General features: G+C 35.9%; 27 protein-coding genes, 2 pseudogenes and 1 riboswitch. Of the genes and pseudogenes, 3 read left to right on the top strand and 26 right to left on the bottom strand.

Features of this window, described 5'->3' with window-relative positions; all coding sequences use genetic code 11:
- Positions 1-40: 40 nt before the first annotated feature.
- Both ACQKOG_RS16970 and ACQKOG_RS16965 read right to left on the bottom strand, forming a co-directional pair.
- The gene (locus ACQKOG_RS16970; protein ID WP_370076345.1) at positions 41-1003 is read right to left on the bottom strand and encodes a helix-turn-helix transcriptional regulator; all 963 of its coding nucleotides are present in this window, start codon (positions 1001-1003) and stop codon (positions 41-43) included.
- 63 nt (positions 1004-1066) lie between these two features.
- Positions 1067-1642: a recombinase family protein gene (locus ACQKOG_RS16965; RefSeq protein ID WP_427447516.1), complete on the bottom strand. Its 576-nt coding sequence runs from the start codon at positions 1640-1642 to the stop codon at positions 1067-1069.
- Positions 1643-1820: 178 nt separating this feature from the next.
- Between ACQKOG_RS16965 and ACQKOG_RS16960 the strand changes: the two are divergent.
- Positions 1821-1925: pseudogene (locus tag ACQKOG_RS16960) on the top strand (DUF4158 domain-containing protein); the annotation flags it as partial.
- 108 nt (positions 1926-2033) lie between these two features.
- Here the strand turns inward: ACQKOG_RS16960 and ACQKOG_RS16955 are convergent.
- The 15 genes and pseudogenes from ACQKOG_RS16955 to ACQKOG_RS16885 form a co-directional block, all read right to left on the bottom strand.
- On the bottom strand, positions 2034-2837 hold the full coding sequence (locus ACQKOG_RS16955) for an arsenite methyltransferase (RefSeq protein ID WP_427447514.1): 804 nt from the start codon (positions 2835-2837) through the stop codon (positions 2034-2036).
- 13 nt (positions 2838-2850) lie between these two features.
- Positions 2851-3132, bottom strand: a complete 282-nt coding sequence (locus ACQKOG_RS16950; protein ID WP_402874271.1) for a Fe-S cluster assembly protein HesB — start codon at positions 3130-3132, stop codon at positions 2851-2853.
- Positions 3129-4907, bottom strand: a complete 1779-nt coding sequence (gene arsA / locus ACQKOG_RS16945; RefSeq protein WP_427447512.1) for an arsenical pump-driving ATPase — start codon at positions 4905-4907, stop codon at positions 3129-3131. The genes ACQKOG_RS16950 and arsA overlap by 4 nt, the downstream gene beginning before the upstream one ends.
- Positions 4900-5259, bottom strand: a complete 360-nt coding sequence (gene arsD / locus ACQKOG_RS16940; RefSeq protein ID WP_427447510.1) for an arsenite efflux transporter metallochaperone ArsD — start codon at positions 5257-5259, stop codon at positions 4900-4902. Before arsD ends, arsA begins: the two co-directional genes overlap by 8 nt.
- A gap of 1 nt (position 5260) precedes the next feature.
- Positions 5261-5680, bottom strand: coding sequence for an arsenate reductase (thioredoxin) (gene arsC, locus ACQKOG_RS16935; RefSeq protein ID WP_370076337.1), 420 nt, complete (start codon positions 5678-5680; stop codon positions 5261-5263).
- A gap of 11 nt (positions 5681-5691) precedes the next feature.
- A complete protein-coding gene (arsB, locus tag ACQKOG_RS16930; RefSeq protein ID WP_370076335.1) occupies positions 5692-6750 on the bottom strand; it encodes an ACR3 family arsenite efflux transporter in 1059 nt (352 codons plus the stop codon).
- A 16-nt stretch (positions 6751-6766) separates the two neighbouring features.
- Positions 6767-7072, bottom strand: a complete 306-nt coding sequence (locus ACQKOG_RS16925; RefSeq protein ID WP_370076333.1) for an ArsR/SmtB family transcription factor — start codon at positions 7070-7072, stop codon at positions 6767-6769.
- A 296-nt stretch (positions 7073-7368) separates the two neighbouring features.
- Positions 7369-9030 (bottom strand): hypothetical protein, encoded by a 1662-nt coding sequence (locus ACQKOG_RS16920; protein WP_427447507.1) that lies wholly within the window; start codon positions 9028-9030, stop codon positions 7369-7371.
- 240 nt (positions 9031-9270) lie between these two features.
- Positions 9271-9918: pseudogene (locus ACQKOG_RS16915) on the bottom strand (IS66 family transposase); the annotation flags it as partial.
- A 9-nt stretch (positions 9919-9927) separates the two neighbouring features.
- Complete coding sequence (locus ACQKOG_RS16910; RefSeq protein ID WP_370076329.1) at positions 9928-10377, bottom strand: CPBP family glutamic-type intramembrane protease; 450 nt, start codon at positions 10375-10377, stop codon at positions 9928-9930.
- 244 nt (positions 10378-10621) lie between these two features.
- On the bottom strand, positions 10622-11554 hold the full coding sequence (locus tag ACQKOG_RS16905; protein WP_370076327.1) for an alpha/beta hydrolase family protein: 933 nt from the start codon (positions 11552-11554) through the stop codon (positions 10622-10624).
- A gap of 72 nt (positions 11555-11626) precedes the next feature.
- Positions 11627-12730, bottom strand: coding sequence for a helix-turn-helix domain-containing protein (locus tag ACQKOG_RS16900; RefSeq protein WP_427447504.1), 1104 nt, complete (start codon positions 12728-12730; stop codon positions 11627-11629).
- A gap of 689 nt (positions 12731-13419) precedes the next feature.
- Positions 13420-13701 (bottom strand): hypothetical protein, encoded by a 282-nt coding sequence (locus ACQKOG_RS16895; protein ID WP_427447502.1) that lies wholly within the window; start codon positions 13699-13701, stop codon positions 13420-13422.
- A gap of 10 nt (positions 13702-13711) precedes the next feature.
- Positions 13712-14101, bottom strand: coding sequence for an SHOCT-like domain-containing protein (locus tag ACQKOG_RS16890; protein WP_370076321.1), 390 nt, complete (start codon positions 14099-14101; stop codon positions 13712-13714).
- Positions 14102-14114: 13 nt separating this feature from the next.
- Positions 14115-14480, bottom strand: a complete 366-nt coding sequence (locus ACQKOG_RS16885; RefSeq protein ID WP_402874220.1) for a DUF2089 domain-containing protein — start codon at positions 14478-14480, stop codon at positions 14115-14117.
- Between the two features lie 855 nt (positions 14481-15335).
- Here ACQKOG_RS16885 and ACQKOG_RS16880 point away from each other — a divergent pair.
- Positions 15336-16250 (top strand): NlpC/P60 family protein, encoded by a 915-nt coding sequence (locus ACQKOG_RS16880; RefSeq protein ID WP_370076317.1) that lies wholly within the window; start codon positions 15336-15338, stop codon positions 16248-16250.
- A 360-nt stretch (positions 16251-16610) separates the two neighbouring features.
- On the opposite strand, the gene ACQKOG_RS16875 is transcribed toward ACQKOG_RS16880, so the two are convergent.
- The 9 genes from ACQKOG_RS16875 to ACQKOG_RS16835 form a co-directional block, all read right to left on the bottom strand.
- A complete protein-coding gene (locus ACQKOG_RS16875) occupies positions 16611-17039 on the bottom strand; it encodes an NUDIX hydrolase (protein ID WP_370076315.1) in 429 nt (142 codons plus the stop codon).
- A gap of 64 nt (positions 17040-17103) precedes the next feature.
- Positions 17104-17901, bottom strand: a complete 798-nt coding sequence (locus ACQKOG_RS16870) for an ABC transporter ATP-binding protein (protein WP_427447499.1) — start codon at positions 17899-17901, stop codon at positions 17104-17106.
- 12 nt (positions 17902-17913) lie between these two features.
- Positions 17914-18687, bottom strand: a complete 774-nt coding sequence (locus ACQKOG_RS16865) for an ABC transporter ATP-binding protein (protein ID WP_427447497.1) — start codon at positions 18685-18687, stop codon at positions 17914-17916.
- A gap of 10 nt (positions 18688-18697) precedes the next feature.
- Positions 18698-19498 (bottom strand): ABC transporter permease subunit, encoded by an 801-nt coding sequence (locus ACQKOG_RS16860; protein WP_370076309.1) that lies wholly within the window; start codon positions 19496-19498, stop codon positions 18698-18700.
- A gap of 1 nt (position 19499) precedes the next feature.
- Positions 19500-20453 (bottom strand): nickel ABC transporter permease, encoded by a 954-nt coding sequence (gene nikB, locus ACQKOG_RS16855; RefSeq protein ID WP_415730535.1) that lies wholly within the window; start codon positions 20451-20453, stop codon positions 19500-19502.
- Positions 20454-20524: 71 nt separating this feature from the next.
- Positions 20525-22138, bottom strand: a complete 1614-nt coding sequence (nikA, locus tag ACQKOG_RS16850; RefSeq protein ID WP_427447494.1) for a nickel ABC transporter substrate-binding protein — start codon at positions 22136-22138, stop codon at positions 20525-20527.
- 150 nt (positions 22139-22288) lie between these two features.
- A riboswitch (cobalamin riboswitch) is annotated at positions 22289-22481 on the bottom strand.
- Between the two features lie 167 nt (positions 22482-22648).
- The gene (locus ACQKOG_RS16845; RefSeq protein WP_370076303.1) at positions 22649-22948 is read right to left on the bottom strand and encodes a hypothetical protein; all 300 of its coding nucleotides are present in this window, start codon (positions 22946-22948) and stop codon (positions 22649-22651) included.
- A gap of 384 nt (positions 22949-23332) precedes the next feature.
- Positions 23333-24178 (bottom strand): alpha/beta fold hydrolase, encoded by an 846-nt coding sequence (locus ACQKOG_RS16840; RefSeq protein ID WP_370076301.1) that lies wholly within the window; start codon positions 24176-24178, stop codon positions 23333-23335.
- 329 nt (positions 24179-24507) lie between these two features.
- On the bottom strand, positions 24508-24924 hold the full coding sequence (locus ACQKOG_RS16835) for a VOC family protein (RefSeq protein ID WP_427447491.1): 417 nt from the start codon (positions 24922-24924) through the stop codon (positions 24508-24510).
- 163 nt (positions 24925-25087) lie between these two features.
- Here ACQKOG_RS16835 and ACQKOG_RS16830 point away from each other — a divergent pair, with 163 nt between their 5' ends.
- A complete protein-coding gene (locus ACQKOG_RS16830; protein ID WP_370076297.1) occupies positions 25088-25702 on the top strand; it encodes a hypothetical protein in 615 nt (204 codons plus the stop codon).
- The last annotated feature ends 188 nt before the right edge of the window (positions 25703-25890 follow it).

Below are 25890 nucleotides of genomic sequence, written 5' to 3'. Positions count from 1 at the left end.
TATAAGATAACTTCCCTGACAGTTAACGTCAGGGAAGTTATCATACTTGATGAAATTTTATTAATTCCGACAGAACTTCAATAAGTCTTTTCTTAAGACTTATTGGCTCAATAACTTTAATAGATTTATTGTACGGTAAAAGTAAATAAGGTACATATGTATGTATCATATCTTTTTCAAGAAGAAAAACTGCTTGATTTGAAGTCCGTTCTTGTAAATAATGTCCTAAAAACCAATGTTGGCAAATATCAGCCAATACACTTTTATCCCCATTAATAACCAAAGAAATAATCCCTTCCTTATCTTCTATAGTTGGAAGAAGATTTTTTATAAAAAAGTCACGTGCTGAAAAATTTTCTGGCCGGTTAAACTTATTTTCAGTTAGCATTAGACTTTCAATTCGATCTACTCTAAAACTACGGATATCATTCCTAAGATGACAAAATCCAATCACATACCACTTATTATTCCAATAGATAATTCTGTACGGATCGACCAATCTATAATTTAATTGCTTTTCGCCACTTTTATGGTAAAGAATTTTTACTGAGTACCCGTCAGCTACGGCCTGCTCCAACTCCTTCAAAAAAGGTTCCATAGAGAGTGAACTTAATCGACTTATTACTTCAAGACTAGTTACATGTTGGTTTATCTTTGTTTCCTGCTCTTGATTTGAGTATTTACTTAGTTTTGAAATAGCCCTATTTAGTGCTTCACCACCATAATATCCGGCTTCTTCTGCAAAAACAGCAGCGTGAAATAGTGAAGTTTGCTCCTCAAAATCAAAAAAAAGAGGAGCCTCAATAAAATTGTTCAATAAAGTGTATCCACCGTTATGTCCTGGTTCTGAAATTATAGGTACACCACTTGTTGAAATTGTATCAATATAACGATACACAGTCCTTATATTCATCTCTAACTTTTCTGAAATTTGTTTTGCAGTAATTTTTTCACCTGAACGAAGCATCCATAGAATTGCTAACATATTGTCAATTTTAGGCATATAATTCCACCTCTATATGAAATTTATTTTCTATTATATATTTCCGATTTTTGGTATAACTCATCAACTGTTCCTTTCCGATAGCTTTCTATATAATGAGTCCCTAGACACATTAGTAATTTCACAAATTTGATTTACAGTCATATCTCCCTCTTTATAAAGCTTTACTGCATAATTCATTCCTGCATGATTTTTATGGTACTTCTTTAACCGACCTTTAAACTTTCCTTCTTTCTTAGCCAGTTCAATCCCTTCACGCTGCCGCATACGGATAAAATCACGTTCTAATTGGTTTACGCCCGCCATAACCGTAATTAAGAATTGGCTGTAGGGATTATCTTCTGATAAATCTAGCCATGTATCTTTTAAGGATTTTAAATTTGCCTTTTTACTCCGTATGTTATCGATTAATTCAAATAAATCTTGTGTACTACGAGTAATCCGAGTTAAGTCCGTAACATAAATGATGTCACCTTCTTGTATATCCTCTAACATTTTTTGAAGTTGCTCACGATCTTTTGTTGCTCCGTAAACTTTTTCTTCAAAAATAATATCCATTCCGATTTCGTTCAGTTGCTGAAATTGCCTTGAAGGATTCTGGCTAGTTGAACTGACACGTATATAACCGATTTTTCGCAAAATATCATCTCATTTTTGAGACAAGTCTTATGAGACGCTCTTAACTATGTTTTTATCAGTCTCCTACACTTGTATCAATAGAGTACACTCTATTGATATATAATTGAGCTAATTAACTGAATAATTACAGAAATGAGATGATACTTTATGAAAATTACGAGAGGTGGTGCTAGGAACCTACTACACTTTTTCCAAACGAGATTTAGAAATTATAAATAAACGAAGGAGAGAAGAAAACCGTTTAGGGTTCGCCGTTCAATTAGCCGTTCTTCGGTATCCCGGTGGCCATACACTCATATCAAAAGCATCCCGGATTCATTCATACATTATATTTTCTTATATATAGTGTATTTTTTACGTCTAGCATTAAGCTAGACGTAAATTAATCCTTCTATTTAACCGCTTGAATAATTGCTGAGACAATATAATTTTCTAAATCATAATTAGGTTCCCATTCACGGATAAATTCTTTTGAATCATCTTTTGGTTCAATTGAGATATTTGTAAAGCCAGCATCTTTTAAAAGTTCTTCATATTCATCAATCGAAATAGCACCAGATATACATCCAGAATACAAACTCATATCTGTTAAATAACTCTCTGGTAAGGCTGCCGTTAGAACAACATCTGAAATCGCTAAACGACCACCTGTTTTTAAAATACGGTAAGCTTCTTTAAATACCTGTGGCTTGTTTGGTGATAGATTGATCACACAATTCGAGATGATAATATCAGCTGTATGATCCGCAACAGGCATCTGTTCAATTTCTCCTAAACGAAATTCTACATTTTCAAAACCTGGTTTTTCTGCGTTACGGCGTGCCTTTGAGATCATTTCAGGTGTCATATCAATGCCAATTACTTGACCTTCTCTCCCTACCTTTGGTGCAGCTAAGAAACAATCGAAGCCACCACCAGAACCTAAATCAACAACAGTTTCTCCATGCTTCAAATCCGCGATAGCTTGTGGATTACCACAGCTAAGGCCCATATTGGCTCCATCAGGAATAGAAGCTAGCTCTTCCTTTGTATAGCCCATTTTTCGCGAAATTTCTTCGATGGAAATATTTTGATTTTCATCTGGATTACAGCAGCTAGAGGCTGGTGTACAGCATCCTTGTGTACTGTTTAATTTCAAGGCTACTTTCGCATAATTTTCACGTACATTTGTACGAATATTATCTTCTCTTGTCATTTAAAACCCCACCTTAGCAAGATTTTGGTGAATATCCTACCAACACTAAACCTAGTTCACCATTCTCTTCTTCTGCATGAATTGTAACTTCTGTTAATTGAGGTGCAATATCAGGATGAATGGCAACTTCGATCCCTTCAATTGTCTCTACAGTATCTTCATCTGTAGGTGCTTCTAAGCCCACACCTAAATTAACACCACAGCATCCTGGAATGCCGAAGAAACGCAGTGTTTTCACCTCTGAATCAGCTAATACTTGCTCTAAATAATTTTTACCTTCGGGACTCATTTTCATTTGAATGTCTCTCCTTTAAGTTCATGTAAACCTTTTGTTCCTACTGGTGGTGTTTTTACCCATGGTATTGCCACAAATTGATGGTTGCTGATGGTTCTGATTTCTTCTAACCATTTTGTTTCAGCTTGTTGCTTTTGTATTAATGTTAGACTAGTTGTTTCAATAGATGAAAATGTCTGATTGATAACCCACCAATCAACGGATAATCCAGCACGCTGTAAATCTTCCTGTAAACGTGTCGCTTCAAAAACAGGTGTTGCTTCAGGAAGTGTTACAATAGCTACGCTTGTATAACTCGCATCACGTAATCGTGGTAACAAGTTTGAAACAGCTGGAGGGATGTCACCTTGCGAACGGCTTATTTCACGATGATAAGCTTCTGTCGCATCTAATAACAACAATGTATGGCCAGTTGGTGCTGTATCAATAATAATGACTTCATCTTGATGATTTTCTACAACATCAGCAAACGCTCGGAATACGGCAATTTCCTCTGTACAAGGAGAGGCCAAGTCTTCTTTGACAAATGCTAAGCCTTCTTCATTCATCGTTTCACTTGCTTTTGCAAGCACTTCGGCTTCATAATTTGCAACTTCTACTTTTGGATCAATACGACTTACCGTTACATTTTTAACTTTGTCATCACCGAACGTCCAATTTAAATGCGCTGCTGGATCAGTCGTAGTTAAATGTACATGCATGCCTTCTTCTGCTAAGCGCAGGGCGATATACGAAGCAACTGTTGTTTTGCCGACACCGCCTTTACCCATTGTAAATATAAGCCTCGGCTTACGTTCTAAATAATCGGCAATCATGTCTTCTACTTCAGGGACCGTCATACCTTTGTCTGCTTCATTTTCATGTAAGATATCTTGATCTGTCATCCATGCTTGCATACGCTCAATACTTGATAATGAGTATGGGACAAACGGTAAATAGTATTGTTCAAATTCCTTTAACTCTTTAGGAATCAACTCTAATGCTTCTGTTTGGCGTGCAATGAATGCTTTTTCCACTGCATCATTAGAGTATAGATTTTTCATATAACCATTCACTAGTAAAATCTGATTTTGAATACCGATATCAAACAGCTCTTGAGAAGCACGTGCAGCCTCTTTTAAAGGATTTCCGTCAGGACGTGTCACAAGCATTAGTGTCGTTTGATTCGCATTTTTTAAACGCTCAACAGCCTCTTTATAGATTTCGCGTTGCGGCTCTAGTCCTTTTAATGGACCTAAGCAAGATGTACCAGTAGTGTTGTCATCTAAAAACGTAGACCATGCAGAAGGCAGCTGTAACAAACGTAACGTATGTCCTGTTGGTGCCGTATCAAATACAACGGTATCAAAATTTTCAATTACTGTAGTATCAGTCAATAGTGTAGCAAATTCATTAAAGGCAGCAATTTCAACTGTACAAGCACCCGAAAGTTGTTCCTCCATGTTCTGAAGGACTACATCAGGCAATTTACCTCTGTAAGGGCCAATCATTTGCTCTTTGTAATGTTGTGCTGCCTGTTCAGGGTCTAAATTTAATGCAAATAAATTATCGATACCATCTATTTTTGTCGGGGTATTAGAAAGTGTTTGACCGAAAATATCTTGTAAGTTGGATGCTGGGTCCGTACTAATTAGCAGCACCTTTTTCCCTTCATTAGCAATGGCTATTGATAGGCTACTAGCAACTGATGTTTTTCCAACGCCGCCTTTCCCAGTAAAAAATAGGAAAGGGGTGTCAGGGAAATGGCATCTTGAAAAGCGTTCCAAGTTACTCATCTCCTTTTAGAGATAAGCGTACTTTTGGTTTTTGTAATAGTTCTTCTTCGGAAAGCCCTGACCACTGTGAAAATTGTTCATTTGTCGGGTATTTCCCTTTACAAAGTAATTCCCCATCTAAAAATGTTGCAGGCAGTGCATCCATTCCTTCTGCCATTAGAAGCTGATTGATGGCTTCATTTTCTACAAAGGCATTTGGTTCATTTGTTAAATTAAATCGTTCAGCTTCTATATCTGTTTTCTTTAAATTATTCATTACAAATGACATACGTAATAACTCTGGGTCAATGGATGGTCCACATAAGCCCGTAGAACAGCACATTGCTGGCTCATAAATATGAATTTTTTTCATGTTATTTCGACTCCTCAGCTACAAATTGTTCAATACGTTTGCCAATAGCATCACGTACGTTCTGGAAAACTACCCACTTTTCTTCTTCTGTACCTGACGTTTTCGCTGGATCTTCAAATCCCCAATGTTCACGACGAACGTGAGGAGGCGTCATCGGACATTTATCTGCGGCATCTCCGCAAAGAGTGACGACTAGTGTTGCATTGTTTAATGTCTCTAAATCAATTAGATCAGATGTATGATTCGAAATATCAACTCCTACCTCTGCCATAGCTTTGATCGCATTCGGATTTACTCCATGTGCTTCAATGCCAGCACTTTTGACTGTCCAATCTGTAGGCAATAATTTTCTTGCCCACCCCTCAGCCAATTGACTACGGCAAGAATTTCCTATACATAAGAAATAAAGTGTGTTTGTCATAAAAAGTACTTCTATAATTTAATGGTTTTAAAATATTTTTTTTGCCAACGTAATGCAACCCATACAAGTCCAATGAGTACCGGTACTTCAACAAGTGGACCAATAACAGCGGCAAAAGCTACTCCACTATGAAGTCCAAAAACACCTACAGCTACAGCAATGGCTAATTCAAAGTTGTTACTAGCGGCTGTAAATGACAGGGCTGCTGTAACGGGATAAGATGCACCTGCTTTACGAGAAGAAAAGAATGAAACAGCAAACATCACAACAAAGTAAATGAATAATGGGATAGCAATTCGTACAACATCAAGTGGTAGTTCGACTAATTTTTCACCCTTCAATGCAAACATCATCACAATTGTGAACAGCAGTGCAATTAAAGTAAGTGGTGAAATCTTTGGTAAGAATCTTTCCTCATACCATTGCTTTCCTTTTGTTTTGATACCGATCCATCGTGTTAGAATTCCGGCAGCAAATGGTATTCCTAAGTAAATAAGAACACTTTTCGTAATTTCCCACATTGAAATGGACACTTTAAAATTCTCTAAGCCAAACCAACCAGGTAATACATTTAAGAAAAAGTAAGCAAAAATCGAATACGTTAAGATCTGAAAAATGGAGTTAAATGCAACTAAACCAGCTACATATTCTCGATCTCCACGAGCTAGATCATTCCACACGATAACCATCGCAATACATCGAGCTAAACCAATCATAATGAGCCCAGCCATATACTCCGGATAGTCTCGTAAGAAGATAATGGCTAAAAAGAACATTAAAAACGGACCCAATAACCAGTTTTGGAAAAGTGACAGTAAAAGAACTTTCCAATCCTTAAACACACGCCACATTTCCTCATATTTTACTTTTGCCAGTGGCGGATACATCATTACTACTAGCCCAATAGCAATCGGTATCGATGTTGTACCAACCGACATGGATTCTAATGCTTCACCGATATTTGGCATTGTGATACTTAATAAAACGCCAATACCCATCGCTACAAAAATCCAAAGAGTAAGGTAGCGATCTAAAAATGAAAGCTGTTTCGTTAAGGATTCATTACTCATCTACATTTCCCCCTATTTAGCAACCACAGTCGGTGCCACAATCACATCCAGCTACAGGTTGAATTTGTTCTAAAATGCCCTTCATCAGTGGCGTTTGATCCTCCACTAAACGATAATGTTTCCAAGTCCCTACTTTTCGCTCAGTAATAATACCTGCCTCCTTTAATTTTCGAAGATGCTGACTAACTGCTGGTTGTGAGATGCCTAAAACATCCACAAAATCACATACACAAACCTCCCCGTTCTTCATACATGCAAGTAATTTAATGCGGTTCAAGTCAGCTGCTGCTTTTAATTGTTTTTCAATTAGTGTATTTTCCATATGTTTGAGCTCCTTGTATAATCATTTGCTTATATATTACATAAAATAAAAACACCCAATCAATTACAGGTGATTAAATTATTATATAACTATTAACTTATATTATGCTTGTTAAATAATAATTGCAATAATTTTTTTCCATCATTCAAAAAAATTTTCCAAGGTTCTTTCTTGGAAGAGATAAGAGCATGTTTTGAACAATATATTTTCAAAACATGCTCTTTAGATTTGTTCCAACAAGGAGGCTGTTCTTGTTTTTGCTTAATAGTATTGAAACATAATGAGAAAGAAGTTTATTAAAACTTAGGAATATTATTGTAACCTTCAATAATATCCCCAAAACCTTGGTCGATGAGAAGGTCAGCTACCGATTGAAGAATTTCTTGTTTACTTTCCACGAGGTATTGTGCTTTTGAACGAATGAGTTGATCAAACATTTCACTTCGTTTTTCCCCAACAACTTCCCAAGATTGTTGTGATTTCAGTAGATCTCCTAACGTTAAGAGAGGATAATCTATTCCTTCAAAGGTGAAATCACTATTCACTTGATACCACACATCCCCATTCTCTCGTAACCATTTTTCACCGATGTTTTCAACACCCTGTCTCATATTTCTGGCCACGTCTAAATAGGATTTTTCTTTTGTTTGTTGATAGGATTCTAGCAAGTAATTCATTTCTCCTAGAGCATGATTTAAGGATGTATGTGTCTTCTTTGTCTGCTGGGGAGAATAATAATCGGTCACAAGGTAACCACCTTTGGGAACTTCGATTATGTTTCCGTTTTTCGTCTGATTGACCAAAAAGTCTGCATAGGTGATGGTCGAGTTTTTGAGTTCTTTAATGTCAAGCATGTTCCCTGTTTTTTTTAGGAATAACGCGACATTCTCGTTATGCCTAGTATCGGTATAGGGAGCTTGGATTCCGTAATCTTTTTTCAACCACGTACTCGTATACTCCGTTTCCCATAAGCCTTTTTTATCTCCTTGAAAAATAAATAAGTTCGCAACAGAATTTAATAGCAAATCGTAGAAGTATCGCTCCTGTGTAGTTTCATAGTAATTTAATGCTTTTTTATCTTGGACCCTCACTAGGTTTCGCCCATATCCTAATTTTGTTTCAGGTTCGATCGACCATGGGAGTTTTGAATAAGGTCCTTCTGCTGTATACCATTTGTTCATTTCTTTGTATTGTTTGGTACTTTCATTTATCCATTCATTAAGCGCTTCTTCTTTTTTAAACAGAGGCTCTTGTGATATTAACACCCAGTTTTCAGATAAATCATTTCCCTCTGATTGAAGTGGAAGAGTGACAGTAAGGCCATTATCATCATTCATTAATTTCAAGTCCTTATTTTCACTCGTCAATTCCCGGACCACACTCTTATCCCCGTTCTCATAGTTGGTTATAAGTTCTTTCGATACGTAGTTTCGGCTTATCATCATATTAGTCAATAAATCTTCGTGTTCCTTTACTTTTAACAGGCCGATAGGATAGGTGGTTGGATCTACACCGAATACATGATCATGCTCATGTTGAATTTCCTGGCGTTCGAAATCCGTTAAATCATACTTTATATTTCCGCTGATAGGGTACGATATTGAGGCACTATAACCTTTGCTGCTTTTGTTTTGTAATTGAGTGAAAATGAAGAAATCCCCATTATCGATTTCTCGAACAGTGACCTTGATGGAGCCCATGTTTTCCCCATCTTCAAATAAATTATAGACAGTTGTTTGATCCGTTGAACGAATATATGATTTATTTGAGCTTTTGGTTTTTTGTAATAGTAAACCATTGGCTTCCAAATGTAATTGTGCGGAGTTTGGTAATTCTAGTGAAACGCTCTCTCTAGGTTCAATTTCTTTTTGTTTATCTTCTTTTAATGACCATGAAGTCAAAATCATGGCGGCTAAAACGAAACATAAAATGCTACTCCAGATTTTTCTTTTAAACAAACTGTCCCTCCAAAATGTAACGATTCTTCTAAATTAAAGCCACCTAAATTATACCAGTGTTAATTAAGAAAAACAATTTTTCGTACATAACTAATTCTAAGATTTCTTTGTAACATTGAAATAGAAGCTCTGTTGGCTCTTTAATAACTAGCTAGTAAGCCCGAAATATAAAAAAATAAGCGCACCTTCTTGGTACGCACGACGAATAGCCATTTTTCCTAATTTTTTTCGGATAGATGGCTATTTTGCACATGTGGCTTGGATTTTTTTCGACCAAGGCATGTAATTATTTAAAATCACTGGCTGCTGGTGAATCGGTAAATTTGGCAATTCTGTCATTAACGTCACTAGGTATTGATAGAAATCGATGCCGTTTGCTTTTGCCGATTCAGCCAAACTTAAACAGATGGCATTCGCTTTATCACCAGCTTCACTAACAGAGAAAAGCCAGTTTTTACGACCAATCACATTAGGACGAATCGCATTTTCAGCTGGATTATTATCGATTTCAATCCTACCGTCGAACAGAAAAGCTTTTAATCCGTGGATACGATTTAATGTGTATTCTGCGGCTTTGGCTAAGGCATTTTTTCCGAAGAAAGGTGATTAATCCACCCATTTTAAGAATTTCTCTACAATCGGCTTTGAATGTTTTTGCCTTGCTTTTCTGCGTTTACCTGGTGAAAGATGCTTAAATTGGCGTTCTAAATCATATAGTTGGTCACAATAATCGACGCCAATTTTGCCGTTTTTGCTATCAGCTTTCAGCCAATAGCGCTGCACATGCGCCTAACAGTTGGCGAACGTAACGTCAGGTAGATTCCCGTATGCAGAATAACCATCACAAATCACAGTTCCTTGAAAACCAGCTGAAAAGTCTTCTAATACACCGGAGGATTACTTCGCTAGTGATGTGGTTATCGCGCCCGTGATTCCGAGATGACCGAGGCCGAAAATAACCCCTGTTATAATAATAGCCAACCACACGCCGATTTTAGTTGGTCCCCCATCTTTCGCCTTTTTGATTTTGGAAGCAATCCAAACCAAAAGCGTCATCAAAAAAAGCCGGAATAATATTTCTTCTGCCGTACCGCCATAGAAAATCGCAAGCGAGGATTTCCAAACCGGCACCGCCATTTCCGCCTTCATTAGTTCAACAGACATATTCCAGAACGGGATACACAGTAAAACGACAAGGACACCGCCCAAAATGCCCCAAAAGACAGATGCACCGAGAATAGATTTCAGATAGCCATTCCGCTTTTCACCGCCTGTAATTCCCTCCAAAATCGGTGCGCCAAATCCAATATGTCGCGCCAAAAGCAATCCGAAAAAGCTTGCCAGCACACCTAACACCAGTGTTTGTGCAATCTGCGCAGGTATGATGTTCTACATAGGTGCGTTATCTGGCAGCGGCGCAAGCACGTACGTAAACGATATAACCATTACGCCCGTCACGACGCATACGGCAATAAGTAGGAAGAATAGTTTCCAGTTTATTATCTTTTTCATGATTTAGTTTGCTCCTAAGAAATTATTTCGTGCCTATAGTTTGTAAATAGAACTAGCTATTGTATTTACCTCCTGATGACTATTCCGATACCGAATGAATCCAATCGGCAATATCATTGATCACTTGTTGATCGACATGTTGTGCAACTTTATACTCTTTTTTTGCTTTTCGTATCTCTCCATAAACAAAAGGCATGAAAGCATGATTTAGGTTTAGATAGAGTTTATACGTTACATTGGATCTATCTCCCAATATTCTTTTGTAACCATTAAAATCCTTTTCCACTGATACATGGAAATCTTTTTCTCCTTGTAGAATGAATATGGGTTTATTTAATTCCTTGAGATAATTGGCAGATGGATGTTCGCCCATTTCTTTTAGGTAGTAGGCTCTAACATATTTTCCTAAAACTGAAGTTGATTTTGCTTCTTCATCACTTAGGTTATAGATGTTGTTAAACTTTGATGATAATGCTGCTATTTGTTTTTTTGCAATTACTTTCAAAAACTTATTCAATGAATTTAAAACTTCGTTATTTTGATCCATTAGAATTTCTTCAAATTTGCGTGGAGAACCACCCATAATAATGATTCCAGCAAACTTACCACCTTCTGCATCAATTCGCGGAGCTAACATCCCACCTAAACTATGACCAATAATAAATATTTTGTTTGAATCAATACGTGAATCACTTCGCAAAAAATTCGCAGCGAGAATTGCATCCTCAATGGTTTCTTCTTTCACTGTTAATCCAATATCCTTTCTCATTTTTTTACCATATACGAATGTTCTTTTATCATATCGCAGCACTGCAATTCCTTTTCCAGACAAACCATTTGCAAGATCCTTAAAAGGATAAATATTTCCGATTTTTTCATCCATGTTGCTTGGACCAGAGCCTTGAACCAATACAACTGCAGGAAATAATCCTTTTGTTTCATCAGGAATGGTTAATATTCCATTCAGTGGGTACTTTGTTTCAGCACCTAAAACAATTTTTTCTTCAACCATTATATTTACCTCCTTATATTGACAACCAAAATGTAAGTGAATACATCAAGTTGGCCCTATCAATAGTTCATTTCAAATTTGTGCTTTTAGTTTTTCAACAATACTTTTGAATTTCGGTTCATTGTGCAATGGGAAGAATGCAGGATTTTCTATAACACTTTGTACGATACTTTCTTTTACTATCTTTTCGTCTCTAGGAGCTTCAATATCATAATCCTTCAGCCAGTTTTCAATACTGTCAAAAAAGGAATCTCCTTTCAATTCGTACGGTAAAAGGACGTTCGTACAAATGTATGTGTATTTTTCGAGCATTTCCAATGCTTTTTCCGCTTCTTTTTGCATCATATAACCTTGCGCCGCAGCCATATAAAGCAACGACAACAAATTAGGGTCCAGTTTTTCTACTTTAAAGACTTTTGATATTTCGATAAAACGTTCAAGTGCCTGCTCAAATTTTTCAGGATGATTGGCTACCAACAGCAAGTATGACTGTGCCGGCGCAAGAAGGCCATGGAGATGTTGATACATACTGACTTGCAAAGCTTCCTTTGCCTTCTCTATATTTCCTGTCATTTGATAGGCTTTGGAAAGTAAAAAGTTATCACTAATCGGAGGCTTCATTGTTTCGTCAAGTAATTCCAAAGCTTCCAGCGGTTGATTTAAGATTATATGACACAGTACTTCCAATGAATTTGCCTGCTTCGCGATCCAAATATCATCACTTTCCTTCTTAATCCGGATACATAAATCAATGGCTTCTTGTAACAGTTCTTCTTGTTTTCCCCTTTCCGTAGCAAGGACAAAATGATTGACATATAATTTAGCTATTTGCAGTAGCAGAGGAAAACAAGAGAAATATTTCTTTATAATTGCACGGCATTGATCAAGTACATCATCAAAAGGCTTGTTGCTAAAATCCTCAGCCAGCCGTTGGTATGTTTTCTTTATATCTTTTTTTGTCATTTGCGGGAGGTAGCCAATGAGTTCATCAATGCTTATATTAAAATAGGTTGCCAATTGTGGCAGCAGGGTGATATCCGGATAGCTTTGAGCCGTCTCCCATTTGGATACGGAAGCCTTTGATACACCGACATACTCAGCAAGTTTATCTTGTGTGATACCTTTTTCTTTTCTTTTTGCTGTAATAACTTTTGCAATACTTATTTCTTTCATCATTTTCATTCCCTATACTATTATTAAAATGCATTTTACCGTCAATTCCAATGGAGTTATATTTTATTTTAGTAGAAAAAATCAACCGCAAGGCAACAAATCCAGTGATACACAAAATCCATTACGCATTTGTAAACATTTTTTTGTATATTGCCAGTAGGAAATATTTTTTAATGACATAGCCAATACAATAACACTATATTCCCTTAGCCTACGGTTCGCACAATAATTGAATGAAGTGTAATTTATGGTCTAACTATTTTGTTAATAGCAGTGGTTGATGGGGGTTTTTTGACCACATTCTAAAATTGTAGACATTATGTTGCTCTGATGTATGGTCAGTTCCACACAGGGTAAGCTCAACTTGGTTGTTACGACTTAATAAAACTAGAGATTGTTTAATTCCACCGTCATTAAATATAGATTACCCAGAAAAGTAAAAATACTTGACCTGACAAACCGTCACCCAGTATAAAACTGGGGTTTTTCTGTTTTTTCTAATCAAGTATAAGCTTTTCGGAACCTCCTCCTGTAATACAAAAAAGGATTCTTTTGATTCATACCTCCGGAGTACCGTATGTCATCAAAAGAATCCTTTTATTTTATTTTGCATATCCAATTCAAATTATAATAAAGTAAATACAAGCTAATTTTCTCTTCAAAATACCAGTCAGTTGAACGGTGTATTGTAATTATAGTTTAACCTTAACTTCAGTACCGTCTTTAGCTTTGACATCGACTAGCACGATTCCCTTATAATTTTTCAGTTCCTTGACAATAGGCTTTAGCGTTTCTTTGTCAATTAGCGGAAAGGTAAAGTCCAGTTTTTTTCTTTCGAAGTGCTCTCTTGTCCATTTGTTTGCTTTATGCTGAACAAATTTTGAAGACAAAATTGAAATAACAATGTTTAACATAGCATATGGAAGTGGAATGGTGAACCGAACGTCTTTTGCTTTCACTTTTACATACATCATAAGCAAATCACTATTCAATAATGACCGAAACGGTATCCCCGTTAGCCGATTTAATATCAACAATTTGGCCATCTAATTCATTTTCGATTGCTTCGATAATAAGGTTGATGTCTATATCTTTAACGTATTTTTCCGATTGAGGAATACTCGCTGCGATGCTGTGTCCAGCCATTAATACAACCTTGACAAGCTTTAAAGGTAAATTGACCGTAACGTTATCATTTTCAGCTGATACAACACGGATTTTTAAAGTTTTATCTAAGTATTTAGTCGGTTTTTCTAAAAGGTTCTCCTCTGTTTCTGCTTTCTCTTTTAATACTTGAATCAGTTCCGATGCCTTATCTGCATCAATCTTACCTTCTTGAACCATTGTTAACACTCTTGAGATTTCCTCTTTCATAGTTAATTCCTCCTTATTCTTCCTTTAAGAGTTTAATGGCTTCTTCTGGTGTGATTTCGCCATTTTCCAACATAGTGACAATTTTTTTCTCGTCTACTTCATTTTTCTTCTTCTGCACATATCCAAGGGATGAAATGATGTCTGTTAGCTTTCCTCGTACTGTTGGATACGAAATCCCTAGTTCCTTTTCAACTTCTTTGATATTCCCTCTACATGTTAAAAATACTTCCACAAAATGAAGCTGATCCTTTGATAAGGATGCCAGCTTAGATAATTCAAATTCATTTTCAATCGTCGTGTGACAATGAGAGCACTGTAACTTTGTAATTTTCAATGTTTTACTGCAGACAGGACAATTTGTGATTACTTTATAAGCCATAATTAAGTCCTTTCCTTTTAGTTGATTTGATTATATAACAAAAAATTAAAAATGTGAACAATAAAATTAATTTTTATAATACCTAAAATCAATAATATTAATTCGTTATTTAATATTATTGATTATCTATTTCCTTTGAATAAAAAAACTCCATAGGTCTTTCACGAGGATGAGAGATGAAAATGTAAGCAAGCTACATGTCTTTTTGAAGTGATTGATATCTTCTGCAAGATCGCATCAAGACTAATGGTTTCATCTAATACAATCAAATATGGTTTTAAAGCAAGAGCTCTTGCGAGGTTGTCACGTTGTCTCTCTGTTTTGCTAAAATGCTCGAAATTAAGGAGAGGTTCTTTTAATACCTCAAAAATCGTCCGCTTCGGATTAAAAGACAGCCTGCAAATGGTCGACAAGTTTGAAAAGTAAGGCTTAAATCCAGCTAATAATCGAGAAGTCATTAAAAAATTAACTGAAAAGGGCCAACAGGTTTATGAATATCAAAAAGAGCTAGGAATTGATGTAAAAATATTAAATCGACTAGATGAGTTTACAATAGATGTTTCGAAAAATTTATGAAGATCGCCTCCATCTTCAGTGAAATAACGAGGGAATCACTCAAACTTCAATTGGATAAAACATCTAAATTAACACTTTAGCCCCTTTTCATCCAATTATTCTAACTTTTTTTAGTAAAATTGCCCATGATTGTTGCAGAAGTTTTACACAGTTAAAATTAAGGTTTCAATTTTGCTGTTTAAAGGTAATCGGTAATATTATTGAAAAATAACTCGTGCCTGTTTCATGCTATTCTTACTTTATTCAATTGCGAAAGCTTTTTGAAAGGAGTAGGTTTAATTGAAGAAAAGATGGTTATTACCCATTTTCGCATCGTTTATGTTCTTTACAGGTATGGGTGTTCATGATGCAAAAGCGGCAACAATAGCAGATTTAACAAGTACAGCAAAAGCATATATAGGTGTTCCTTATCAATATGGAGGAACAGATATTAAAACAGGTGTAGACTGTTCAGCATATACACAAATTGTTTTTTCTAAGTTAGGGATTTCACTACAACGTACATCTACAGCTCAATATCAGCAAGGTACTTCGGTTGCTAAAGATCAGTTGAAGACTGGGGATCTTGTATTTTTTAATACTTCGGGAAGTGGGGTTTCCCATGTTGGCATATACATAGGTGACAGCAATTTTATTTCAGCTACTACAAGTTCTGGGGTTAAAATCGATAAAATTAATGATCCTTATTACTGGGGATCTCGTTACGTAGGAGCAAAACGCATTGCAAACTTCACTGAAAATGACTTGGGAGAAGTAAAAGGCACTGACGTCGACTTTAGCGTTTATGCATCGCGTGGAGAGGTAGCTCTTAAACTGGCAAATCAATTACATTTAGATACTAGTAATACCAATTCAAGTTTTCCAGATGTAAGCCCTACGTCTAAATATGCAGGTGCTGCGGAAGCACTAAGAAAACTTGGCGTTTTTACGGGTGATGTAAACGGAAAATTCAATGCAGGTTCTCCTATAACACGTGGTCAATTATCGAAAGTTTTAGTGGAAGCATACCATTTAAAACAACAAGGAACAGCACTACAATTTGTTGATGTTCCAAGTACGCATTGGGCTTACAATTATGTAGCCATTCTCTCTTCCAATAAAATTACGATTGGTAAAGGTAACAATATGTTCGGGGTGGAAGACAATGTCACACTAGTACAATTAGATACCTTCCTTCAACGATTAGCCCAATAACTTCAATAAAAGGTGTTTCATCTATGGATGAGATGCCTTTTTTTTCGTTCTTTTGCTTCTGGGCAATATCATTCCACACTCCCCCATACTTCCAATCACTATATGTATAAAAAAGCCAATACTAATTGTACTGGCTTAAAAATTATTCAGGATTATTCATTGTAAATCAGTGTGTGCATTGAGATTTTTTTGTGTCATGTGTAACCTCAGCACTCTACTTCTCAACCAATAGAAAATTTATTTTGAAAATAGATTGATCAAAATGGAGTTTCTTTTTTTATAAAGCTTGATTTTCCTTAATTGAGCTATAACACCCAGTCACAATGTACAAGTAAGAAAGCTCTTAACTTATTTAATGATCTAAAGCAAATCGACTAATCCGTCTGGAACTAATTTTAATTTATTATCTGTAAAATCGCTAATTGGCTTCCAAAGCAATTTAAAGATTGCGCCATTATCTTCTTGTCCGAAAAAAGAAGGTTTTTCATAAAAGGACTTTTCGACAAATTCAGCATCATATACAAAAACTACTTCGTGTCCAAGGTCACCGTTATATGTAAATATGTTTTCAATTGTACCTAAATAGTTTAAGTTCTTTATATTTGCCTCGATTTCTTCAAGTACTTCTCTCTTTATTGCATGAGAACTTGTCTCCCCATATTCAATTCCTCCGCCAATTGGCCGATAGTAATGATCTCCCTTTACTTCATCGAAGCCTTCAGAGACAAGTATTGAATCGCCTTTCCTAAATACACAAATAGCAATTGCTCGAATTTGACCTTTCTTCATCCTATACCTCCATTATCTTCAGTGATTTTGCAAGATTTTTCCTTATTATAACAAATGAATACTTTTATTTTTTTATCGTTCTTTCTCGAGGATGCGATGGCAAAATAGCATTATATAGTTCTAGAGATGCAGGGTGCTTGAATGCACCATCTTTCCCAATCTCCTCAACTAGCTGACCGTGCTGCATCACGACGATTCGGTCTGACATAAAACGTGTTGCTTGTAAGTCATGAGAAATGAAAATGTAAGCAAGTTGCATGTCTTTTTGAAGAGTTTGTAGTAATTGTATAATATGCTGCTGCAAAATCATATCAAGACTACTAATGGCTTCATCCAATACAATCAATTTCGGATTTAAAGCAAGAGCTCTTGCAATGTTGACACGTTGCTGTTGCCCACCACTAAGTTGCGCAGGATATTTTTGAGCGATTGTTCTATCTAACTCCACGCAGTCTAGTAATTCCATTACTTTATGTTGTCTCTCTGTTTTGCTGAAACGTTCGAAATTTAGGAGAGGTTCTTCTACTATCTCAAAAATCGTCTGCTTCGGATTAAATGAATGATAGCTATTTTGAAAGACAGCCTGTAAATCTCTACGTATTATTTTTTTGTGCTTACTTGTTGTTTCATAAAGATTAATTCCTTGAAATAGAACCTCACCTTTTGTTGGTCGTTCAATTCCTAAAATAATGCGGCCTAATGTACTTTTGCCTGAACCACTTTGACCGACGATTCCTAAACATTCACCCTCCTGAAGTGAAAATGTTACATTTTGTAACACAGGAGCTTCCTGTCCTCGTTTGAACATGAATGGTTTGTGAGCATAATGCATCTCTATATTGTTCACTTCTAGCAGCGTCATATTTTTTCACCTCTAAAACATAATTCTTGATTGTAAAAGTTTCTTTGTATAAGGATGCTGAGGCGCATCAAAAAAATCATAGACATTCGTGTGCTCAATCATTTCACCTTGATACATCACGGCCACATCGTCAGCTAGTTCAGCAATAACACCTATATCATGTGTCACAAGAATAATAGCAGCCTCTGTTTCCGAACGAATACGATCAAATAATGTTAATACTTGTTTTTGATTGACTGTGTCAAGGGCTGTCGTTGGTTCATCTGCAATATATATAGAAGCTTGTATCGCCAATGACAAAGCAATCATCACTCGCTGTAACATTCCGCCACTTAATTGGAAAGGATAATAGCGCAAAAGCTTTTCTGGATTGGGTAAATTGACTTTATACATAGCATCAATGGCAATCTGTCTCATTTCTTTTTTAGTAATTACAAAGTGAGCTTTTAATGATTCCCGAAAATGACTTTCGATTGTTTGAATACGATCAAAAGCTGTAGACGGATTTTGCATAATCATAGACAGATGCCTTCCGCGATACGCTCTCAATTTAGCAGCTGATACATTCAATAAATTTTCTTGTTGGTAGATGATTTGGCCTTGTGTGATCTGCGCCGAAGCCGGTAATGATTGCATGATAGCGCGGCAAAGCATTGTCTTGCCACTACCACTTTCCCCTATAATCCCTAAGACACGCCCTTTATAGGCTGTCAAATTGATAGAGGTTACTATATTTTTCTCACCGATTTTTACCGTTAAGTCTTTCACTTCTAAAACTTTCTCCATAATTACCCCTTTACTGGTCAAGCTTCTTGAAACTACTTGCCAAATGATTCAATAATAGCACAACAAGGACGATGGCAAGTCCAGGATAAAGCATTAATTCAGGATGTTGACGGATGTATTGTTTTCCTTCATTCACCATCATTCCCCATTCAGGGATGGGGGCCTGCACGCCAAGTCCAATAAAGGAAAAGCCTGCAATTTCTAAAATAACCTTTCCTATATCTAATACGACTATTGTTACGATAGGTGGCAGTAAATTGGGGATATAATGGCGTTTGATTAATTTGATTCCAGAAGTGCCACTGATTCTTGCTGCTTGAATAAAATCTTTTTCGTTCATTCCAATAAATAAACTTCTTATCAATCTTGAATAATAAATAAATTGCGTAAAAATAAGTGCGATCAACACATTTTTTAAGCTAGGACCTAATAAACCTAAAAGTCCAAATGCAAGGACAAGTGTAGGAAAAGCTAATAAAATATCACATATTCGAATAAATAGGAAATCTATCAGGCCTCGTTTTAGCGCAACAAAAGCACCTAGTAAGATCGCTAAAAGAATGGCTACTATTTGAATGACGAGCGCTGATCCTAAAGAATAGCGAATACCTAAAAGCAATCGTGAAAAAACACATCTTCCTAAATGATCTGTACCTAATGGATAGTCCCATGTTGGACCTGAAAATTTCTTTGATATATCGACTGCTAAAGGGTCATGAGGCATTAAAATTGGCGCAAACAGTCCTAACAAGCCAATGACTAGCAGTATCGTTAGACTAAATAATCTGAGTTCTTTATGTAATAGGCTCACTTCAATCTCTCCTGTCCTTCATCATCAGATGAGGATCCAATAGACGATGCAATACATCTGTGCATAAATTTGCAAGCACATAAATGACAGCAATAATCAATACATAGCATTGTACAACTGGGTAATCCCTGTTAATAATGGATTCTATTAAATACCTCCCAAGTCCTGGCCAACTAAAAACCTGCTCTACAATTACTGCACCACCTAGTAAATTACCAAGCGTCATACCTAACACAGTAGATAGCGGGATAATAGCATTTCTCAAAACATGGCGTACGAGGATCACAGAGTTTTTTAATCCTCTTAGCTGTGCATATTGAACATAATGCTGTTGTAATTCCTCAATGATGGTTGTACGGATAAACTGGACGAACAGTCCAATTGTTGGTAAAGCTAATGCGAGTGCAGGTAAAACTAGATGTACTAGTGTGCCCTTTCCATTTGTCGGGAAGATCCCTAATTTCAAGCTAAATATATATAATAGTAAAAAACCTAACCAAAATGTTGGAATCGATACACTCATGATAGTCAATAGTCTAATGATTTTATCGATGATGGAATGCTTATATAATGCACTTATGATCCCTAATGGTATACTTAATCCTAAAATTAACACAAATGCAGCAACTGCTAATTCAATGGTAGCGGGTAATTTCGCGAAAAGTTCATGTGCTACTGGTAATTTACTAACAAAAGATGTACCAAAATCTAAATGCAAAACGCCTTTTATCCACAGTAAATATTGAATAAGAAAAGGTTTGTCTGTTCCAAGTTCTTCACGTAATGCTTGAATGGCTTCTGCTGTTGGTGCAACTCTTGCCAATCTAAGAATGACCTCAGCAGGTTCTACTGGAACGAAACGAATAAATACAAAAGTCAGGATGGATACGCCCAATAGTACAAACGGTAAAGTCAAAATTCTTTTTAAACAAAACATCCATGTCGATTCATACATGCTGTCACTTCCTAATCAATCCTATGATAAAGAGAGAGCTGTCTTTGATAGACATACTCTCTCTTTTACAGTTATTTTTCTTTATCCATTTGTGCAAATGGAATATCATATTCAGATGCACGTGGAGCAAAATCCTTCATATATGGCTGATAAATCACGTTATTTGTTTCGTAAGATATAGGATAGAATAGTGCTTGGTCATGGAACATTGTTAAAATATCCGTATAAAGTTGCACTCGCTCTTTTTCATCTGTACCTACTAATAATTGATGAATGCTATTATCGATTTCTTTGGCATTTGGTAAGCCTAATTTTGCTTCATAGACACCATTAGCGTTTGGTGTAGCTGATTCATTAGCAAAGCTATGTGGATCTGTTGGTGGTCCATTTGTACGCCAGAAATTAATATCAACTTGATCATCCATTAATTTTTGCAGACCTACCATCACATCTGCGCCTTCTAAATTCAATTGTACCCCTATTTTCGCAAGTTCACCTTGCATTAGTTCTGCCATAGGTTTTTGAATCGCATCTGTCGCAATGTAGATTAAATCTAATGTTAGTGGCTGTCCGTTTTTAGAGCGAATTTTTTCACCCTTCTGAAGCGTCCATCCCGCTTCATCTAGCAATTGTTGCGCTTTTTTCGGATTATATAAAATTGGCGCTAAATCAATATTGGCATAAGGCACAGCATCCCAAAATAGTGTATTGGCCACTTTTTCAGTACCATGTGTAATACTGTCAACCATCTGTTCCTTATTGATTGCATATTGAATCGCTTGACGTACCTTTAATTCTGCTAACGGACCTGACTGTGTATTCAACAGTAGCGCACGCGTAGATAAAGGTTCAGACGTAGCGGTTTTATATTTCCCGCTATCTTTTAAAAACGTATAGTTATCTAAACTAATGATGCCACGACCATATATTAAATCTAATTCTTCGTTTTCAAATGCTAACGAGATAGATTCTGAATCAGGGATAATTTTTACTTTTATTTGTTCTACAAGAGGTTTTTCTCCCCAGTAGTTTTCGTTGCGACTAAATAAAGCATATTCATCCTTTTTGTAATCTGTTAATACCCATGGGCCTGTCCCAATTGGTGCTTTGATTGAATCTTTTGTCGCATCACCTTTAGGGAATCCATTATCACCTAAAAAACGGAAAGGTCTTACGAAGGCAAGTTCGTTTAAGACAGGATAATAGGGTTCATCCAATTGCAAACGAATTGTAAAGTCATCCACTTTCACAACCTCTTTAATATGATTAACCATGCCCATCCAAGAATGCATATCACGATTTGCTAAAACTGCATGAAAGTTACGAATCACATTGTCTGCATTAAAAGCCGTTCCGTCAGAATACTTGACATCTTTTCTTAAATGGAAAACATAAGAAGTTTTGTCCTTTGAGATGTCCCAACTTTCTGCTAGTTTCGGCGTAATTGTTCCGTCATCGTTATATTCAACCAATGATTCATAGACCATCGCTTGTGCTGTCATTTGATTTGGTAAATATGTATGGGGATTTAATGGACCTACATCTAATGGCCATCCAATCGTTATCATTTTTTCGTCAGTCTGTTGTTTCGTTGCTGTCTCTTCCTTTTCAGTGCTTGTACAGCCAGTAAGTAAACTGAACATCATAACAAGCATGAAAGGAAGTAAATACTTTGTCAATCTCATTTTCTGTCTCCTATCTTTGTTTGTGGTGCACTAAATGAAGAATCTACAGAGTGAAAAAAGGCATAAAAAAAACCTTATTCCAAAAGAATAAGGACAGAATAACTTACTGTGAGTAAGCCCCTATCCATCTCCCTATCTTTCGTAGATCATCAATGAATCTCCTTACAAGCAGGCATTCTGGCTCATGAATCATGATTTTGCTTCACCTTCCCAAGTATTCACTCAGTGGTAATCTAAACAAAACTCCTCATTTACAGCTGCGGGACAGCATGGGATTTACACCCATTTTCCTTTTAATTGAATGAAAGCTTATTTCACTCAAACTTGTAATGATTGCTATGAAATTTGTATTAAACATAACATGCTCAAATGTTCACGTCAATTTTATTTTCTGAATATAATAATAACCTTATAGTAATGACTAACATAATAAGACCAGGAATCTTAGTCCTGGTCTCTTGTACAACATCGGTTGTGTAAATAAGAAAGTCTTATGGAACAGAAGATAAATCAAAGATGTTGTACACAGGACATGGCAACACCATCTGTGGAGAGCTTTGTAACGCTTCTCTTAAGTACATAAGAACCCCACTGCTTATCTGTGGGAGTAGTCAGAAAGATGTTGCGGATAAAGCCAGGCATCTTTTTTAATGATTCAATGCTCTTGGCTGACTTAAGACAGCTCAAATGATACGCCTGTTCATCAATACTTGCGTTGAAAAGGGGATGAGTAATATCTAGGATTGGCAATTGAATATCATGCTCGAAAACCGCATAAAGAATACGCTTATTTTGATTTACATTCTCCACTTTATCACCACTCTTTTTAACAATTTTTATTGGTGTTCAAGCAACAAATAGATAACCTTTATTTCGGAAATATTTTATCTTTTCCCCAATCTTCTTATAATTAAAGCATTCGTTAGTTGAAGTGCAATAACTTCACCATCTTTTTACAAAGAACGTATCCGATTATTGCTCTAACAAATAAAATATCGGTAGTAAAATCAATCCTAGTAGAAAAAGCACTGGAATGGCGGAAACAATTAAAGAAAAAATTCTCAACTTGCCCTTTTGGCTAAAAAATGCAGCTAGAAATGAGGCTACTATTAAAGAAATGACCACAACGTCCCCAATTTCCGAGGTTCCGTTCACTTCAATTGGTGTAATATTTTTTTGCAATCGCCACGTAGCTCAACATTTAGATACCCAGTTATGAATTTCATTAGCTACTTTTTTAGGGTTATCCCAATGAACCATATGATCAGTTGCTTCCATTGAAACAATGGTGACATTTTCTATATGCTGTTTTAATTTGTTGATTCCAGTTCTTCTAGCGTTTATTAACTCTTTGGGAAGAGTTGCGTGGATAAGAATCAATGGTGATTTTATGTATGGATAAGCTGTTGTAAAACTTTCTCTAAAAAATGCTTTAATAATAGATAATACAGTAAACTTTGAAGTAATAAGTTCATATTTTTCTCTTTTATTAAAAAGTGTTTGAACCATTTGTTCAATTTTTTCATTCCATCGGTCTGTATATTGTTGGTACTCCCCGATTACATCAGCCCAAGTGTCAAAAACCGAGGAATGCTCCATATAATCATTCCACCCATCATATACTTTAGAAAAGGTCATATCTTCTTGGAAATCTGGAAACGTATAGCCACCATCAAGTAAGATAACCCCTTTAATTTTTTTAGGGTACATTTTAGCATAGTGTAAAGCTATATCAGCTCCCCAAGAATGGCCCAAAATATAAAAGGGTTCTTTTAAGACTCGTTCGAATACATCGTTATACCATTTTGCAAGACTTGAAAATAGATAACCATCTTCATTTACAAAAGGAGATGTGCCTCCGTGACCTGGATTATCAAAAGATAATATATGAAAATCATCTTCTAGGTATTCAGCTAACTCAGAAAAGACTGCCCCACTATTTCCAAGTCCGTGTAAACAGACTATTGTGGGTTTAGTGTTCTTTCCTAATTCGTAATAATGGACATCCAACTCTTTAACACATAAACTAATATCCTTCATAATACCTCCTGTTTAGAATTAGTTATATTTGTTTATTTCTACACATTATTACAATGGCCCTTCTTCCACTAACCTCCCCCGTTAGCCATCTATGTAGCGCAAAAATCAACATTTCACCACAGAAAATGAAAGATTATTACGTTCTTTCATGGGAGTTATATAGCAACATTTTTTTAGAATACAGCCTTTACAATTGACTAATTTTATCATCAAAAGTTTTATATCTTGTTCCACTAAACAGACCGTTAGTTGAATAGCAACTATCTTTTCGAATGATTAAACATAAAGTCTGATCATTCTTCTTGTACTAAAGCACCTATTTTTGTCACTTAATCCCATACAGACCAAGCAGCCTCGATATGATTACCTGATGGGTCGGTAAAGACAAAATATTTAGCATTTTCTCCACGCACCATAATCTCGGTAACTTCTATACCGTTACCCTTTAATGATTGATGTGTATATTCAAGATCTGGACAATTCAACGTAAAAGTTTGATACAGGCGACCATCGCGTAAAAAATCTGCTGTTGTATGATCCTTTGTTTCTACAAGGAGTAATACAACATATCCTTCTGGCGGTGTTAATACTGCCACATAACCAATATCATCCTGAAATTTTGGTGCTTTAAGCTTAAATCCTAGCTTATTCTGATACCATTCAATTGTTTCATCGATATTATTAGCTGGTAAATAGAGATAGCCAATTCTACTGAATAATGACTTTTGCTCTTCAGTAACTTCCAATTCCCTCACTCCTGATTAAAAAATTTAGGTTGGTTCATAGTATTCTATAAAATCCAGTATATCCCTTTTTGCCATGGGAATTGTTCGACAAATGTTTTTTACTAACGACGCAGAATATTTGAATAAGTTTTGGAAATAATACACCTAAAAAGGGCTTGAGAAAATGAAAAGAATTGTTTTTGTTGTCTTACTTTTATTAGTTCCAATTGATGCTGTTGAGATAGTATCTGCTAGTTCTCTACAATTAACAAAAGATACATTTGAAGCCGATGAACAGCAAGAATTATCAATAAAACAAGCGATTGAATTAGCCTATCCACCTGCATTGAAATGGAATAAAAATGCTCAATTAAAAGATGCAATAAATATTGATTTAGATAAGCCTGGAAAGTCAATCGGAAGTAACGGCAAAAGAAAGCATTGGAATATTTTATTTGGAGTGCCAGAAACTAATAAGGCTTTTTTAGTAACCATTCATGACGGAAAAATAGATGATACAAATGATTTAACGAGTGATGGTACTTCTCCTTACCCTAAAAAAGAGTTTATACAAATGAAAGATATTAAGTATGATTCACCTGAATTGCTTCAAAAAGCCATAAAAATTGGCGGTATTTATCCAGGGAAAGATTGGGCTAAAGGCTATAATTTTATGCTTAGAAAAGATATAGAGAGAAATGTTACCCTTCTAATAGTGATAGGTTGGAATAGTGACCAAACAAAATTGGAAGCAGCGGGCTTTAATGCTTCCACAGGAGAATACATTAAACCTAATTAATTTCATTCTAAATTTTTTCGTTAACGCGGACACTAGCGAAATAAGAAGGATCGAAATCAATCTTTTTTTGTTCAAAGCGTGACTTTTTATATGTGACGGATTGTAATATTAAGTGCAACACCTAGAAGTCAATATAAAGGAAGCCCATAACGACCTCGTGTAGAATGTAGTTACCACACAAACATTCA

It is taken from the genome of Lysinibacillus sp. NPDC093216 (assembly GCF_050280325.1).
In the GTDB taxonomy this organism is placed as follows: domain Bacteria; phylum Bacillota; class Bacilli; order Bacillales_A; family Planococcaceae; genus Lysinibacillus.
Note: the sequence above shows the minus strand (reverse complement) of the source record. Positions and strands in the feature narration are given on the sequence as shown.